Raw genomic sequence first — 16,557 nt, 5'->3', positions numbered from 1 at the left:
AGCAATTTTGGTCACCACACCTCCATCGCTCAATTTAGCCCGCTTCGTCTACACAAAAAATTAGTGCTGCCGAAGCGGGGGATTGTTTCCATCTAGATGACTCAGCTCATTGAGCAGCTTATATAAGTGGGCCAATCGCCACTTTGCTGCATATGTGCAGATGAAAATGTATCAAGCATCTGCAAAACTTGCTCGTTAGGTGATTGGTTAAAGTCGAAATGCATCTGCTCTCTGCTGGGCATCCTACAACGCCAGTATCCCATACCTTGATCCAGCAGGACCTTGCTAACCTTGCCAGAACTCCAGTTCACTGTGATGACTCTAGAGTGCAGCAGATCACGAGGGCTGCTCATGACCTTGATATCCGGTGCCAATTCGAACTGGCTTTTTAGCCAGAGCTCGAGAATCGCCTCTTGGTCCTCTGCTCGCATCCAGTCATGACTGAGGAAAAAGCTCGGTTGGCTACCGTTCGGTGCTAACGTATTGAGAGAGATTGACTGTAGTTTTTCACTTCTAAAAAGCTCGAGGAAGCTTGTCAAGAGCATCAGTGACCAGGGCGACTTCAGATAGCGATCGGAGTAAGTGATGGATACAGCTTGATCATTAGAGATCAGGGAAGCCAACTCCGGCATCTGGGTATTGATAAGCGCTGCGAGCCGTGTTTTAAGGGTATCCACCGGGCCGTTGAGCTCCGAGGTGACTTCGACTATACGCGCGCCCTGATGATGCTGACTCCAAGTGTCGCTGGCAATAGAACCTCCTTTCACGGCAGGCATTAGTTTACTAGTAACCCAGACTGCATCTGCATGACCTTGAAGCCAATCGGGCCCAGGTGCACCGACGCTGCTCATACTGCTATACAGACTCCACACACCAGCCTGAGATGACACTTGGGCAACCAAATAGGGAGCTTGCAATGTTTCAGCTTGCAGTTCAATCAACTCAACCCCTAAGCGTGTAAGCAGTGCCAAGGCTTCCTTTTGCTCCACTCTCAACGACGCAGGGGCAGCAATACCGACTCTTATTTTCAGTCGTTCGGTAATAGCCCAACTTAGGATTTTCTCCCTCACAAGGGGATGGTCCAGATCCCAATCCTGATGATCGCCATGCAGGCACACCAAGACAGAGGCAGTCTGATCGCGCCGATCCAATGAGTTGATGAAGGAGCTTAGCTCCCGCATAGGGCCAACAGAACAGTGTCGAGCTCCGCGAAGGCTTGCAAAGATATCGTGCAGTCCTAGGTGCTCGATCAGTTGAGACTCGCAGAGCCACTGCAGTGCCAGCCTGCGGTCCAGTTCTTCACGCTCGACACGGCTGTCTTGACTCGCCAGGCAGTGCGAGCAGACATTATCGCAGTTTGCTGGGCAGCTCAGACGCTCTTTTGCCTTAGTTAGCAGCTGAAGGATGTCACCCAGACCCGACAGCACAAAGCCAGCCCCGCCGCTAACCTCATCGAAAAGCTGAATGACGGAGCGGCCTTGCCCAGAATCCCGATCACGATCGAGGCGATGACTAAAGCCCATTTCGCTGCTGGCTATGCCCAGGTTTCCGGCGATCACATCACGTATAGCAACGCCAAGGGTTGTAGCGATCAAACGCCCTTTGGGTGTATCAGATAGCCATTCGCCAGTAAGTGGATTCTTAAGAAAAACTTCCAGTACATCGGTACGAATCTGGTAGCCCAAATGCAGATTGGCCTTGATGGCCTCACCTGAACAGTCGCTCTCTTTGCGGCTACCGGTTTGTCCGCCAACTGGGCGGTGAGCTTTATCAGGCTGCAGATCTTTAGGCACTTCATCCGAGGCAAGCATAGACGCCGAACGTCCACAATTCATGCAGACAGCGTAACCATTACCATGCTCACCAGAAGAGTGATGGAAGACACTGCCGTCATGACCGAAGCGCACGAAACCACAGCGTGGGTCGGGTAGCGAGATACTTTCGCTGTACAGCTGGATGCGCGGTCGCTCAATGCGGATGAACTTCTGCGAGGTAACATCATTGGAGGTTTCTTCATAAAAGTCCGTCACGAATCCACCCGGACGCAGTACCATTCGGCGCTCGCTGTGTGGAATAACGGATGAGCAATGTGAGCAACACAATCCTTCATTATTTGTATAGGCGTTTTCCATCACTCCGGTGTTACCGCACTCAGGACAACGCCAAGCGATATCAAATTTCTGTGCTTCATTAACCTGTCCGTTGGCATGCCACTGTAGGCTGACACCAGCAGAACGGTAGACTCTGCCATCGATCACTACCTGAGCGCCAGGAGCATATTCGCGAATGGCAATATCCAGGCTGCGTGACGGCATTTCCTTATTGTCAAAGATGCTGTCTTCCCTGCTCGCTTCGCTTTTTCGTTGCTGATGCAGGAAGTCCTCGACGCTGTATGTCTTGAGACTGACGACGTCGGTCGGGAAGCCATATCCCGGAAGAAATGCGGACGATGCTAGATACCGGAGTAGATACTCGTTTTCATGGCGCTGCTTCTCCAGAGCCAAAGCCTTCTTGTATGGCCCATCACTGGCAGCCTGCAGTTTATGGTTAATAGTACGATAGTCACCCAGCCAGCGATCCTCAAGAGAACATAATGCTAGCCGGGTTTCACTTGTGATTGAGATGAGCGAACGCCCCTCCAAGCATGTACCACACACCAACTGTTTCACAGCCCGATCAAATTCATTCGGGCTCGCCCTGAGCCAGGCCAGAAACTGCTGACTAGACGAGTCGCTTGGAGCAAAAAACCAATGCAAGGTTAATTTAGTACGGTCACCATCATTGCTGCTATGCATACGCAAGAAAAGCGCCAGCAACAGCGAGTTTACGTGCCGCTGCACAATTCGCTCAGAGCTGAGTGTAATGTTAGGTGCTGGAATGGCTGTCACGAACGGCCATTTAGGATTGGCGAAGGCACGCTGGTTATGTGGATCAGCTTTGCACAGGGTATAAGCGATAGCCCGTGCTTCGTTGCGTCTACCAGCACGACCTGCGCGCTGCAAATAGTTGGCCGGATGTGGTGGTAGGTTGTTCATTACCACAGCAGAGATACCACCGATATCCACGCCCATCTCCATCGTTGTGGAGCAGTTCAGTACGTTGATATCACCACGCTTAAACTCTTCAACATAATCATCAAGCCTCTTTGCAGACTGTTGCGCTGAGTGCTCTGCAGTTCGGTAGTAGAAGCCCCCCTCGACTGTACGGTCGCTGATATCCGTCCACAGGTTTTCCTGGCGGAGTTGAGAAATGATGGGATCTCTTGCTACCAGCTGACGAATCTGCACCTGCTTGGGAACTGGAGAACCGTCCGGGATAAGTGTACTCAGAGTCGGAAGCTGAATCTTACGGCAGCGGTAGTCCTGATTTAATCGTTTTTGAGGAAGGTAGGGTGTCAGCCCCCGGAACGTGGTATCGAATATACGGCGGGTCAACGGGCAGACCCAGCCTTCGCTAGGAAGCGAGAAAGTGAGGGTTTCTAGGCGTAAACTGTAACCGGTATCGACAGACTCCAGAATACGGGCATTTACCAGAGCAAACCACGCCGCCTCGAGCCAACTGTTGATCTTGTCTGCATCCGCATTAAGAGCGCGGTTTAGAGAGGTCGCTAGTTCAAGTAGTTTGATCAGTCGATGTGGTGCCCCCTGCTTGATCTGTGGCCATTTTCTGATGGTGGTGCTTTCTTGCACATCACTCTTAGGAGAGTAAAGTGCCTTGGGACTGAAACGGCTACCCATCCAACGGCGCATCTTGTTTTCCATTGGAATGAAGGTGTTTTCCCGGACATAGAAGTCTAGTGCGACCTTGAGGAAGTCGCGCCAGTCATCCAGCGTCAGAGGACTTCTTGCATCACTTGCAGAACCCTGCGTACAAATGGCGAAGGTGTCAGCCCACAGCGGTGGTGTTGTCGTTATATCCTCCAACCCCATGTAGCCGACCTTGATCAACCCTAGTGTTTCCGAACTGTTCTGATTTTTGGGTCGCCGGGAGAATTCACGTGCAAGCAGCAGGCGAGCCATTGTCAGACAGCCTTCGTTACCATCGAACAATGCCGGATTGGCATAACGGTTGTAGCGCAGGATGAACTTGTCTATATCTCTGGAGGCTGCAATCGTCTCGATCATCTGAGACCAACGAATTATTTTGGATTGATTTGCAGGTGCTGCGCCGCTCAACAAAAGCTGAGCTTTTTTACGAAGGTCAACTGCCATTGAAGCCATGCCTAATTTTTCCAGCTGATCTGCCTGGTACAGCATATCGTCAGGACTACAGTTGAATGTGTCCTTAACTGCAGCATTGGCCTTGGCCTGTTCATTCCTCAATGTTTCAAATACCAACCCCCGTAGTCGCGAGCGTTCCGCTTCTTGCTGCATCCGTACTGCCATACGAGCAGTTCCTTGACGGCTATCGGTAAAGGTAATCAGTTTGCGACCACGTCCCGGTAGTTCTTCTGGTGAACGGCCTTCGCAGTCTTCATTATCAGGATCGGGACAGAACTCAAGAACGGTCGGAACAGCGTTGGCTATATAGAACGGCGCACCAAGATAGGCTTTTCTCAGAAAATCGCTAGTACCAAAGGACGAGTTTTCGCAGTGGCTGCAGCAGCAGCCGTCTTTTTCACTGGTAAGTACAATACTAAGGTTGCGAGTAGCATTAACCGTTCCTAGCTTGTGACTATCTAAATCAAGGTTGATCGAAAAATAGGGATCATGGGCTGCCAGCAATCCTGCAATAACGACACGCGTGTTTATGGCTTTCGCCATCAACATTTCGACGGGCGCGTCCTCGCCATTGGTGTCGTGATTAAGGGAGAACTCATCGCCAGCGTAAGGACTAGGTTGATGCAGTTCACCATCGCGATCCTCTGCCAGTAAATGTGGTGTCTTGCAATCGTTGCAGAAACCCAGCTCATACACTGGGGCATGACATTCGCATCGCGCACGCTGAGCCACATAGACGTTACCAAAAGGCCAGTCCCGTAGATGGGCAGATTTGGCACTGCACTGTGGATCGACGCAGGCCCAGAGGCCATGCAGCATACGTTGGAAAAGATGGACTCTCAATTTGAGGAACGGCGGCTGCTGCTCGGCCGGATGAGTACCGGTCATCGTGTCAATCCAGTCAAGCATCTGCTCCTGCCGCTCAAGGCGTGTGCCCCCCTGCAACTCGCTGGATACAGCGCTAATCAGGTCGTTTATGTCTAAGGGTTTGCCAGAGCTGACAACGGCATGGCGTAGGCGCCTAGCTGTAGTGCTGTCGCACAGAGCCTTGAAGCGCGCTGCAGACACTACCTTTTCCGGCTCAATATCCCTGATAGCCTGCAAGGCAACATTGTTACCTGGCGATTCAAACTCAAGGTCGGGCCAAACACGCGAACCACCAATTACTTCCACCTGCTCAAGCGGAACGCCCGCTAAGTCAGCCAAATAGCGTTTAAGTCGTTCTTCAGCATCGGCACCGGCGATAGTCGCTGATGTAGCAATGAAGCGAATCTGTTCAGATTGTCTGCCGAATGCCTGAACTACTCTGCGTAACAACAGAGACATTTCAGCTGCTTGTGAGCCCACATAGGTATGTGCCTCATCGAGGACGATCCAGCGTAACGATTGTTTCTGCTTAGAAATTTCCAAAATCGGATTATCGACCTGACGCACCAGCATATACTCCAACATGGTAGCGTTAGTCATCAGAATCGGGGCTGGCTCCTTGCGCAAAAGCTCTCGAGACAGGATCTGGTTGGGCTTCTGTTGCTGCTCCTTACGGATCTTGTCGGCCCTCTCCTCAGTCTTACCGTTATATAGGCAGAAGCGGATATTGCTGCCGTATTTTCTAGTCCAAGCGTCTAGACGCTCTTGCTGGGAGTTAATCAGGGCATTGAGCGGATATAAGAACAAAGCACGCACACCCACTAGTGCTGCCTCGCTTCGCTCTTGCTCACGGATCAGATCTTCAAGGATTGGTACCATAAAGCATTCGGTCTTACCTGAGCCAGTACCGGTAGTGATCACGGCCGAGCGTGGTGTTTCGTCAAGTAGAGTGCGCCAGGCATGTAGTTGGTGAATATAGGGGTGTATCGTTTTCGAGAATCGGTAGGCTGGTGCAGATGCCAGCGTATCTAGCAAGCTGCTCGACAGCAGGCCCTCCCGCTGCAGATCCTGCAGGCACAAACCTGCTTCCTGCCAGCCAAAGGTATGCTCGAATACCGGCGGCGCTAGGAAGCAACCATCGGCTCCCAATGTGTTCACCATACTCTCACTCAGGTGACGATGCAGGCCTAAGTGATTGATACCTAGTACACCGAGCGTCGCCTCACGGGTACGCTCAAGGCTTTGCTCGATCAGATTTCTGAAAAATTGCATTGTCATTCCTTATACCTCATCCTCAGAGGCGAGCAGATAAGACACCATCAGTGCGTGCGCTGGCATAAACCAGCCATGACGATCAAAATCAGAAATCTGTCGAATAGCAAATTTCAGATAAGTCGGTGTAACAGGAAGGTCGGTGAGACTAGCTTTTCCTGCCGTAACGTAGGCCATAAAAATCGGCAGATAAGTCACGGCATCAGTGAACTCATCCAGCGAAAGTGCTTTCACCAAAGGCTCCAGCCCCTGCTGGTCAACCCAACTGGAAAGCTCCTTACCAATTATGGTAGGCCAACTCCAACTGGACTCGTGCAGGTGTCGCAGATCCTGATACCAGATTGGTAAAACTCTTTCAGGTGGAATACTCCTCAACGAGTCGCGATGGCCCGTGCTCAAATAGTCCCCTAGGTAGTCGAATCCAGAAACCATACAGCGCAGCACGCTAGCTCTATTGGAGACAAGACTGTTTACTAATGCGTCAGGAAGACCAGTCAGGCGCATGTTGTTATCGAACAGCCGATAAGCCTGCACCCATAACGAAAGCGGGACGGTTTCCCATATGACAGCAAGCTCGTCGCTGATACGTGCGCAGAACGATTCGTCCATTTCTAGACGCAATACCGCGAAGCTCAGTGCGATATGATTTCGCGACAGGGCTTTCCAAGTTTCGAAGGACGATAATGGCAAGTGATGATAATGCTGTTTCAAGTCAGCCAGATACTGCCAACCACTGTGATCGAAGTCTGTTGCCATAGCAGCGATCTGCTTCTCGATAACATGCGGATTATGTTGAGGATGGAAAAGTTCAGCTGCGCGATGTAGCGAGCACACTTCTAATTGAGAATCGAGGCTGTTATTCTGCGCCACATAGAGGCTAGGACGAAAATGGACGCTCGAGTGCGTGCTCGGATAGATCAACCATGGTCCCTGAGATTGCATTTTTTGTGGAATTTCGAAGTAACCAGTCCCTACCCCCTCGCTATTTTTTTCGATCAGCTGAAGCGGCGTACGCTTTGGGTCGGAGAGTAACATTGCCTCGGCCTGAACGCCATCCAGCATCGTCGCATTGGAGGTACTCCCAATATAGAACGTAAATCGCCTCTCCCATTGGAGTTGCCCGCCATAGCGGCGTATTTCTAGCCCTAGTAGTGGCTGTTCAGTACTTATGGAAAATTTGATATATGCATCTTGCTCGTCAACTGCACCGAGCATGTTTTGCATGTCGCCTAAGTAGCTGAACAAATTTAGTGTGACAGGCGTTGAGCCCACCCAGATACGAAAGGAGCGTTTCGGGTGAGGCTGTTCCAAACTCATGAGCTCCAGTTCTATATGAAAGGTCTGCCCTTGGGCAAGGCCAGAGATTAAAGCGATACGGTACCCGATCAGGTCAGCTAGGGTCAGCTCGCAAGCCCGCGATGGATTTCCATTATGGTCCAGAAGATGAGCCCCCTGGTAGGGGTAAGGTAGACGCAACTGGACCGGAGGCAGGCCCTGACTAGCCTCCAGTATGAAGGTCGTTGGCGGGCGCTCGCCTCCGTAGTGTAGCTGCAGTGTATGTTCGGATCGCTCCACTCTAAGGCTATCGCTAACCACCTGTAGATCAAGCAATCCCGTTCCTTTAGACAGGATGCGTGCAGGCTCCTGTTCAAAGCTTGGCGACATGGAAAGGCTGAATCCCTTAGGCAAAACACCGAATCTGCGCTGCAGCAGCGTGCTTCCTGAGCGGTTGCGCAGGCTATAACGGACAAGACCATAACTGCTATAACGTTGGCGGTCGAGCAACTGACCGTTGATAAACTCGCGTAACTCATGGCGAGGATAGGGATAGCCCTCGGGCAGCTCAAGGTCTGGCCAACCGAGAAAGACGATCGAGGGAGAGCTTTCATAGAGTGCATAAACGCCATTCAGCGTGGGCTTACACTCGTTTTCAGCGTCCTTATTCAGTTCGATCAGGTAGTGTGCAGCACCGTTATTGAGAGACAGATCCGATCGCGTCTCCAGCCAGTGACCATTCTCCGCATCCTGGGCTAAGATCACTGGGGTTACGCTATCACTGGCGATGGAAAAGTCTTGGGGAATACGAAGCCGAGCCAACCCAGATGCCACGGAACAGCTGGAGCTGGCAACAAGTTGCCACCGCTCAGAGCGGTTCTCAAATACCAGGGGGGCCTCTCTGAAATCGAGCGCACTACCATCGAAAAATAAACAATGTACCGTGCGTCCATTCTCCATGAGGCGCAAGCTAAGCGGCTCGTCTGGTGCGTACCGTTCCACAGTTACCTGGGGGTTGGCAAAGCGAACCCTGAAGCCCTCCGATGTAAACTGGCCATAAACGGCAGTACCGCGGGCAAGCAGCCGCTGCCCTTCGTAATAGAGCAATTCGAGGCGCGTGCTACCTAGACTCGTCGGATCTATCGCAAAGGTTGCTGCAGAGGGTAGAAATAGGTCGGTTCGTATTGACCAATGAGGTAGCGTGCCATGCAGAAAGTGCTCACAAGTAAATCCCCTAGCTTTCTCGAGTGCCTCTTTACGTTCCTGACGTTTCTGACCTGCATCCCGGAGCCAGTCATTTAGTAGCGTACGAGCATTGGTTTCATCGAGTGGGATTGGAAATGCATTCGTCCAGTCTTGAGCATTCTCATCGAGATAGCTGGCAGGATCCTGCTGATCCTTAAGGGGGTATTGTTCAACCAGATACATAAGTTGGTCAACGGTGCCTGCCAGTATCCGACGTGTCTCTAAGTTGCGAAAAGCTGCGGGTAAACCCTCTTCGAAATCGGCGATCAAGTCAGCCGTAGTTTTCCGGTTACTCTCTGTCCGGTAGTAATGCTTAATGCCTCGTCGTATTGCCCTCCCGAATCCATGCGACTCACTTTTCACTAGAGGCCAAGGCAGGCCCCCCTCTGTGAATAACGAACCTAGTAAGTCTCGACCATTGCCCCGGACACGTATCGGCCTCTTCCAATAAGCAAGCCCCTCGTTGGTCAACGTTGCACGCTGCTGCGGAGTTAACAAAATCTCCAATTCCTCTTCAGCCCCAGACCAGGACCAGGAGCCGTTGTAGTTCCTGCGATATTGCTCACTGACGAAAAGACAAAAGCAGGCCCCCATATACATGGCGTGCAAGGAGTTGCTTCTTTTTTTGAATTCTTGTTTTAGTAGTTCGAGAAGCGATTTATATTCTTCCTCGGATATCTGATAGGTATAGAGAGGGTTGCCATTTGGGCCTCTGAAAAGCTCACGACTAAACAGTAGTTCGCTGAGCCAGGCTTTCAGCGGGTTGGTTAAATTTGGCGATTTTTTTATAAGCATCAAGAAAGCCCTTCTGATATTCAGTAAATCCTAAAGAACTCGCTGGCCACTTGGCCGAAAATCGACTGTACTAAAACTATATGACTTAATCAGCAATCGTCTATCAGATCAAGTCTAAGCCATTACACGGTATAGCCGTTCAAACCCACCAAAACAGTTAATTTCTACCAATTCCAGCACGGCTCACCGGACACCCGCCTCTTTAGGGAGGTATTCGTTAGCACTACGGCATCATTTGTTTGCAGTGTTGTTACGGCCTCCGTGACATCAATTTCTGTCTCCCGCTTACCCTCCAGAATTTTCCATACAACCTCATCAATTGTGCCGGGTATTAGCGGCACGATAATCACTACGTCGCGCTGTTGGCCCAGCCGGTATGTCCTATCCTCAGCTTCACCCATGAGCACCGGGGTCCAGGGCATAGAAGGAAAGGTCACATAAGTGGCGGCAATGGGAGTGATCCCAACGCCTGTCGCCACGGTGCTACCGATAAATCCCCTGACCTCGGGATCATCTTGGACCGTGTCGAGAGCCTTTTGCCGCTCAGTGCCCAAGTCAGCGCCGAACAGACGCACTGCCTTGATGCCCGCTGCCGCACAGGCGTCATGCATAGCATTGACTATGCTCCTGTACTCGCAAAAGATGATGATCTTCTCTTGAGCCTGCAGACCTTCCATAGTTTCGATCAAAAACGGCGCCTTGAGCGTCTCCAGGCACTGACGCAGCTTGGCGATTTTAGGCATGACCATCACAGGCTCACGTCGTTATAAATCGCCTTGTATGCCGTAAGATCTTCGCTGGGCGAGATATAGCGCACAGAATGTGTTGTAGCGCACAGGTCAAGTACATCCTTGCGTCTGCGCAACATCCAACCAGCCAAAGCGCGGGCTAAAGCAGCACGGCGTTCTCGCGAACTCGTAAAGGTATTCCTGAACTCCTTGAGCTCCATACGACCCAGCGAGTGATCCCAAACGCCAACCCGACTTCACGAACAAAGCCACCCAGACGTTCATAATTTGAAATGCCCCATTAACAGCCGTATATCGTCGAGATTCGATCATCCCATGCAAAGCCGACTACAGCATCGGGATACACTGCGTGGATCTCGCGTTCCCAGTTGATACGCAAAGAGGCGGGGCAGACAATAAGCACTCTACCCTGCCCTGCAGCTAGACGAGCACCTACAACAGTCTGGCGGGTCTTACCCAGGCCCATATCGTCGCCCAAGCACGCTTCTGTCTGACCTGCTAGGTGACGGACACCATCGACTTGATAGTCCCGTAAACCTGCGCCCACAGCGATCGCAGCCAGCACAGCTTCATCAATGTCGACCGCGTTGCTTTGCTCCAGGTCGGCAGACAAAAAACCCGCTCCATCCACATCTTGGGCGGGGCCGCTTTCCCCTTGCTCAAGAGTCGCAGCAGGCACCTGGATGGGCGATTCGTCCGCGCTTGGTGATACCAGCTCTTCGAGTACGACGGGCTGCTCATGCACGAACGAAAACTCAGCCGCCACGCCTGCTAGGTCACGGAGCACATGCTGGATGTGAACTACGTCACCGCGTACTTGCCACGCCGCAGCGGGCTTATGAAATCTCCCCTGTAGCGCGCGCATGGCACGCACGCACAGCGCATCGTAAGAAAAACTGATGGCATGTTGGCCATGGTTGAGCTCGCCTCTGGCCAGCGCAAAAATTTGAACGTCGAGCAGTTGAGTAAAGTAATCAGGTTCGGGGGCCCGTATAGCCGCTTTTAATAGCGCAGCAGCCCCATCAAAATCAACATGCTCACGCAGATAGAGCGCCTGCAACCAGGCTAAGGCATGGTCTGCGCTGCCCTGCTCCAATACCCACATCCGCCGTCCAGGACACCACCATGCCCCAGCTTTAGACAACCGGGCCGCCATTCCTGAGATATTGAATAGCTGTAACCCAAGCCTACGACCGTCAAAAACGGCTTGAATCAGTAAATCAGGAGTCTTTAACGAGATTGGGATAATGCTCAATGGTGCAGCACCTAAAACGCCGAAAACTCTACTGCAAGCAAGCTGGAGGCAAGAATAAAGCCACCGACTCCAAAAGAGGCAATAAATAAATCACTGCCTTCATTGCTTACGGTGCAGGTCATGCCTAGTACGCCGAATATAGCTAAAACCACAAACATCCAATACACAGACATTTTCAATCCTCCGAATTACAATTTAGTTCCAGGATGAAGAGGGTCGGCTCCGATGTAACAGTCGTCTGGCGCATCCGGCCAATCACGACGGCACACATCAAAATCTCCCTGGTTCCAGGCCATAAGAAAATATAGACCGTCATCTGTATTCATATCGATGGCGTATTCAATTGCCACAACTGCTGCATTCATAATTGCCTTTCCTTTTAAATCATCGGGGCTATTCTCGAGCAAGCACCCGGCTGATACCATGGTGCCTGCCACCTGCACAAACAGGCACTCCCTGTTTATTTAACTGATCAAGCAAGCACATCCTCATCCGACAGCACATCTTGATCACGAGCTGATGCAGGCCGGTTTGCTTGTTTGTAGGTGATCGACTCAATGCGAGTGAGCTGCAGGGCTACATCCTCAGCGACAATCTTGATGACTTGTACCTCGGCATTCGTGGTCTCATCTTTGGCAAAGAAATCCCGCTCCTCACCGATGACCAGCACGCGAGCTCCCTTGCGCAAAAACTGCGCGCACGCCTCGGCCTTGCTGCCATAGATCTCGACCTCGCGCCAAAAGCCCCCAATCTGCCCAACTTCACCGGTGGCCTGGTCCACCCCATAACGCCCAAAGTACACACGCATACTGCACACACTAAACTCTTCCCCCGAATTGTTCTTACGAGGAATACGTTTCAAGGTGGGTGAGTCGCCCAGGTTGCCCTTACCAATAAACAAGTTCTGCATATCAACTCCTTTCGGTGAAAAACAAACGACTTGACCGTATGGCCAAACTGCCCTGCATTAACTGGATCACGTCCCACTTCGGCTCGGAATTGGCCTGGCAAAAGTGTGGACTTTGCGTTGCTGACTCAGTAACTTCAGTTCACGTACGAGCCCACGCAATTTGAGGTGTTGCGAATTGAACTCTTGTGCCTGGGCATTGGCGTGTTCGTACCACTGCCGCAGCACGGTCGGTAGGACCGCATATCTTGAGTGCGCCTCTTCCCATGACAGATGCTTTCTTGTGCCAATCTCTCGCCAACGCAGCGCCATATAGCCGTCAGCTTTACGACGGTGCTCGGCCAAATACATGGAATAGCCAGCCACTTTCTTTGTGGCAGCACAGAGAGCGACCATATCTGCTTCAACCTGGTCAACTTGCATGAGATGGTGGCGCAGCGACTGGGCGGTGCCCCTACCCGTAAAGGGCTTTGTGTCAATCACGCCCTGACACGTTTCGTTCTCCAAGGTCTTCCTTGCCCACTCAACCACATTGACACGTAGACTTCGAGTTCGCTTCGTCATCCTTTCGCCCTTTCCTCACAAATCCCTTTCTTCACACCAAATCCGAATCGGCATCTTGAAACTGATTGGCTTCGCGCTGTGCTTCAGCTTCGGCCAGTTGCACACCTACTGACTGCAACAGGCTCCTTTCCTTCTCAGTTAATGTGTATCGTCGTCGAGAATGGCGTGGTTGCAGCTTGGCGGTAAACACGTCGGCAGGGACCATGCCGAATACTTCGCGCACGAATTCCACACGCTGCTTGCCCTCTTCTGAAGCATGTTCCGTAATGAAGTCCAGTCGAGACAGCGCATTGATGTCTGGCTGCATGAGCCAACGTGAGAACCTGGCGACCTCATTGAATACGCGACGGATAAAGCGAGTCATTTCTGTGATCGAACGGCGCATTTGCTGATCGCTTAAGAGCGTCTTGCGACCCAGCGTCTTTTGCAAACGGATGAAGTAGTCGTAATCAACAATCAAGCGACTGATGCTGTATCCGTAGGGGGATCGGAACCCTAGCTGCAAAGACTGCGGTTGAGCAGACTTCAACACGGAATAACTCAACCCACGTTGCTGCTGGCTGGACAGCAAAGTCTCGGCAGCCTTGATTTCATCTTGCAGCCGCTCATTCACTTCTTCCATGGATTGTTCATGACGCAGCAAAGACCAATCGGCATAGGGATTGTCATTGCCCGTCAATAGCCATAAGCTGCGCAAAGAACTGGCAACACGGCGACCACCCACAATAGGCGCTACATCCGAGCCAGGCTCACGAACACGCCCCATAAACAGCCTGAACGCCTCTTTGGTATGCAAGGTCATCAGATCGTCTTCTGAATCAACCAGAGAGCCTAAATCATCCATGGCAAAGAACTCGGCTGGTTTGACGTCGGGATCAGAACCCTTGCGCGTGTGGAACTTGGCCTGCATACGAGCCAATTGATCTTTACGATCTTCCAGTTCGATATACCGCTCATAAAGTGGATCATCCTCACGCATCGGCCCTGCCATATACGCGGCCAGCAAGGCTTCCTCGCCGGTGATCGAATATCCATCGGCGAAGGGTGAACTCTCCTCCGTAGAGAACCCAATAAGGGACTTGGGTGCGGGAATGGCAGCGGGCTTGTCGCTGGACTTGAGTCGTGGCTGCTTATCAGTCGAAGTAGGCATAGGTAGTCACTGAGAAGAGGAAAATGAATGGAAGGTGACGGACATCATCAAATCGTCGACCCCTTGAAATCTGCCAGCGGTGTTGCGTTGACAGCATCCAGAAACGGGAACGTATTGGCACGGAACCCAGGCAACATGCCGCTCAAAGGGTCTTGATTGAGAAATTCCAACAAGGCGTCACTGTTGACTGTGACCAAGGTGCGGTAATTGGGCTGAGGCATCACGTTAATAAGCCCCATGGACTCCAATCTTTTTAATGATCGCTGCACCTGCTTGGGTGACACTTGCCCCCTCAATGAGTCCAAAGCCATCTTCACTGCTGAAGTTTTGACTTGGCGTTTATCTCCATGGTCTTGCAAGACAGTATGTAAAACTAAGGCATCGCTGTATTTGCAGATGCGATGCAAAAGATGGACAAACAATTGTTCGTTAGTCATAGAAACGATCTCCTGAATCTGTTTAAGACAATGAGACAAAATGTCCCACCGCCCAACCGTTGGGCATTGAGACAAAACGTCTCACCTCCCACCCGGTGGGGATTGAGACAGAATGTCTTACCTCCCAACTGTTGGTGATTAAGACAAAATGTCCTACCGAATGGGGTACGGATGAGTCCGGCGGTCATGGCAACTTCCTCATGGTCTGCACCTGCTGGCGCAACTGAGCAAAGGCCTCCTCTTTCGTCATTGGAGGCAGAGTTGTCGTCAGGTTTGTATTGAGTGCCTTGATGTGCTCTTGGACGGCATCTTGAGCATGTCGATTTTGTTCACGCTGGTTCGCAATGCTTTGCGCATATGCCAATTGCACACGACCGGATTCCAAGCCGACACGCAGTGAATGCAAGTAGCCAGGAGGATTTGCGATGTGCTTGCCTGGATTACGCAACTGGCCTTCCAACTCATCAAGCAAACTCTGACGATGCTCTGGCTTGGCAATGGATAGCACTTTGCGCACGGCCTCATGCCATTGCTTGCCAAGCACGCTGGGTAAAGTGACATCAACCTCGTCGTTTTGAAAATTCAAATCATCACGACGACAACCCACTATCTCGGCCAGTGCCTTGGACTTATCCCCTGCAGACGCCGTGGTGATGGCGGGTCTTGTAGTTGTTTGAAGAGATATTGTTGTATTGTTGTTTCGCGGTTTGGGCAGCTTAGTTTCGCGTTTTGGGCAAGTTAGTTTTGCGGTTTGGGCATCAAGTTTCGCGTTTTGGGCAACTGGGCGAGTTATGAGGTCGCTTGTTTTTGTGAGTTGCCCACAAGCTGCCCCAGGACTCAGTGAGGTCTGATTAAAAAGACGTCCAGGATTCATACTGGCAGGGTCACGCAGCGCGTGCTGGACGGTTGTGTTCGCCCGTACTGCGCCAGCACTATCCAAATCAAACAGCGGCCTTTGTGACTGTGTGCCAGCTCCAAATAATTTGCTTGATCGCGATGGCGCAGGCTTCTGCACATTCACAGGGCCAGGTTTGGATACCGATGTCAGTTTCGGTGCATCAGCAATGAGTGGCTGATCGGTAGACTCAGACTTGAGGGGGTACTGCTCCTGACCGTGCAACAAAGGGCATAAGGCCAACAAGTTAATGCGTATGCGATTGCCGGCTTCCTGGAGTAGGCCCATTTGTTTCAGGCGATCACGGGCATTGCGTTGTGTTTTGCTGGTCAAGCATAGAGCGTTACGAATCGCCTGTTGAGACAGCGTAAATTCACCTTCAATGCTTCGGCTGTAAGTAAGAACATGCCGTTGCTGAATCAGCAGATACGATAAGTACAAGCCAGAGGCCACATTGCCCGCAATATCCGCCAAGGGCCGGTAGAAGCTCACGTAGCGCTTCAGCAATGGTGCGAGCTGCGCCCAGTTTGCTTTCTGATCAACAACCGATATCCCCAGGCAAGAAGCGAGACGATCCAGGTTGATACGGTAATGGAGCTTGGCCGGTCTACCAGCCAGCTTTTCTTGGATCAGCGAATGTTGAACAAGTAAGAGACGGGCGCTCTCTTGCTCCCGGCTACTCAGTCCCGTTGCTTGCGTACACTGTTTTGCCGTCAGAAAGAACCAGCCGTCACGATTTTTATAGTGAACGGCAGTATGCCGAGCCCAATAGAGCGCGTGCCCCAAAAACAAAGCGGCTTTGAAATTGCCCAGCGTTTCAGCCAGGTTTGGGTAGTACTGCACAAACCCTTGACTGGTGAGCAACTGCATAGCCTCATCAATTAGAGACGCCGTCGTTGTATCGGTGTTTAATGCGGCACCCATAG

The 16,557-nt window shown here is 51.7% G+C and carries 11 protein-coding genes; all 11 read right to left on the bottom strand.

Features of this window, described 5'->3' with window-relative positions; genetic code table 11:
* Positions 1–101: 101 nt before the first annotated feature.
* Positions 102–6,359 carry a DEAD/DEAH box helicase gene (locus AB7E06_RS05445; RefSeq protein WP_427955575.1) on the bottom strand — a complete coding sequence of 2,086 codons (6,258 nt, stop codon included), beginning with the start codon at positions 6,357–6,359 and terminating at the stop codon, positions 102–104.
* Between the two features lie 9 nt (positions 6,360–6,368).
* On the bottom strand, positions 6,369–9,674 hold the full coding sequence (locus tag AB7E06_RS05440; protein WP_372407009.1) for an STY4851/ECs_5259 family protein: 3,306 nt from the start codon (positions 9,672–9,674) through the stop codon (positions 6,369–6,371).
* A gap of 164 nt (positions 9,675–9,838) precedes the next feature.
* Positions 9,839–10,417 carry a helicase-related protein gene (locus AB7E06_RS05435; RefSeq protein ID WP_372406410.1) on the bottom strand — a complete coding sequence of 193 codons (579 nt, stop codon included), beginning with the start codon at positions 10,415–10,417 and terminating at the stop codon, positions 9,839–9,841.
* 286 nt (positions 10,418–10,703) lie between these two features.
* The gene (locus AB7E06_RS05430; RefSeq protein ID WP_427955572.1) at positions 10,704–11,528 is read right to left on the bottom strand and encodes an SNF2-related protein; all 825 of its coding nucleotides are present in this window, start codon (positions 11,526–11,528) and stop codon (positions 10,704–10,706) included.
* Between the two features lie 161 nt (positions 11,529–11,689).
* A complete protein-coding gene (locus tag AB7E06_RS05425) occupies positions 11,690–11,851 on the bottom strand; it encodes a hypothetical protein (protein WP_159063926.1) in 162 nt (53 codons plus the stop codon).
* 15 nt (positions 11,852–11,866) lie between these two features.
* The gene (locus tag AB7E06_RS05420) at positions 11,867–12,043 is read right to left on the bottom strand and encodes a hypothetical protein (RefSeq protein ID WP_372406414.1); all 177 of its coding nucleotides are present in this window, start codon (positions 12,041–12,043) and stop codon (positions 11,867–11,869) included.
* Positions 12,044–12,150: 107 nt separating this feature from the next.
* A complete protein-coding gene (locus tag AB7E06_RS05415; protein ID WP_372406416.1) occupies positions 12,151–12,588 on the bottom strand; it encodes a single-stranded DNA-binding protein in 438 nt (145 codons plus the stop codon).
* A 66-nt stretch (positions 12,589–12,654) separates the two neighbouring features.
* A complete protein-coding gene (locus AB7E06_RS05410; RefSeq protein WP_372406419.1) occupies positions 12,655–13,149 on the bottom strand; it encodes a hypothetical protein in 495 nt (164 codons plus the stop codon).
* Between the two features lie 31 nt (positions 13,150–13,180).
* The gene (locus tag AB7E06_RS05405) at positions 13,181–14,299 is read right to left on the bottom strand and encodes a PFL_4669 family integrating conjugative element protein (RefSeq protein ID WP_372406421.1); all 1,119 of its coding nucleotides are present in this window, start codon (positions 14,297–14,299) and stop codon (positions 13,181–13,183) included.
* A 47-nt stretch (positions 14,300–14,346) separates the two neighbouring features.
* Positions 14,347–14,736, bottom strand: coding sequence for a hypothetical protein (locus AB7E06_RS05400; protein ID WP_372406422.1), 390 nt, complete (start codon positions 14,734–14,736; stop codon positions 14,347–14,349).
* A gap of 184 nt (positions 14,737–14,920) precedes the next feature.
* Positions 14,921–16,555, bottom strand: coding sequence for a hypothetical protein (locus tag AB7E06_RS05395; protein WP_372406424.1), 1,635 nt, complete (start codon positions 16,553–16,555; stop codon positions 14,921–14,923).
* Positions 16,556–16,557: the final 2 nt, after the last annotated feature.

The organism is Alcaligenes sp. (assembly GCF_050255915.1).
Classification (GTDB): domain Bacteria; phylum Pseudomonadota; class Gammaproteobacteria; order Burkholderiales; family Burkholderiaceae_B; genus Alcaligenes; species Alcaligenes aquatilis.
The sequence above is the reverse complement of the archived record's forward strand: the minus strand, read 5'-3'. Positions and strand labels throughout refer to the sequence as shown.

Coding starts and splice junctions, on each gene's coding strand:
- AB7E06_RS05445 (WP_427955575.1), bottom strand. CDS start 6,359: ATGCAATTTTTCAGAAATCTGATCGAGCAAAGCCTTGAGCGTACCCGT.
- AB7E06_RS05440 (WP_372407009.1), bottom strand. CDS start 9,674: ATGCTTATAAAAAAATCGCCAAATTTAACCAACCCGCTGAAAGCCTGG.
- AB7E06_RS05435 (WP_372406410.1), bottom strand. CDS start 10,417: ATGCCTAAAATCGCCAAGCTGCGTCAGTGCCTGGAGACGCTCAAGGCG.
- AB7E06_RS05430 (WP_427955572.1), bottom strand. CDS start 11,528: ATGTGGGTATTGGAGCAGGGCAGCGCAGACCATGCCTTAGCCTGGTTG.
- AB7E06_RS05425 (WP_159063926.1), bottom strand. CDS start 11,851: ATGTCTGTGTATTGGATGTTTGTGGTTTTAGCTATATTCGGCGTACTA.
- AB7E06_RS05420 (WP_372406414.1), bottom strand. CDS start 12,043: ATGAATGCAGCAGTTGTGGCAATTGAATACGCCATCGATATGAATACA.
- AB7E06_RS05415 (WP_372406416.1), bottom strand. CDS start 12,588: ATGCAGAACTTGTTTATTGGTAAGGGCAACCTGGGCGACTCACCCACC.
- AB7E06_RS05410 (WP_372406419.1), bottom strand. CDS start 13,149: ATGACGAAGCGAACTCGAAGTCTACGTGTCAATGTGGTTGAGTGGGCA.
- AB7E06_RS05405 (WP_372406421.1), bottom strand. CDS start 14,299: ATGCCTACTTCGACTGATAAGCAGCCACGACTCAAGTCCAGCGACAAG.
- AB7E06_RS05400 (WP_372406422.1), bottom strand. CDS start 14,736: ATGACTAACGAACAATTGTTTGTCCATCTTTTGCATCGCATCTGCAAA.
- AB7E06_RS05395 (WP_372406424.1), bottom strand. CDS start 16,555: ATGGGTGCCGCATTAAACACCGATACAACGACGGCGTCTCTAATTGAT.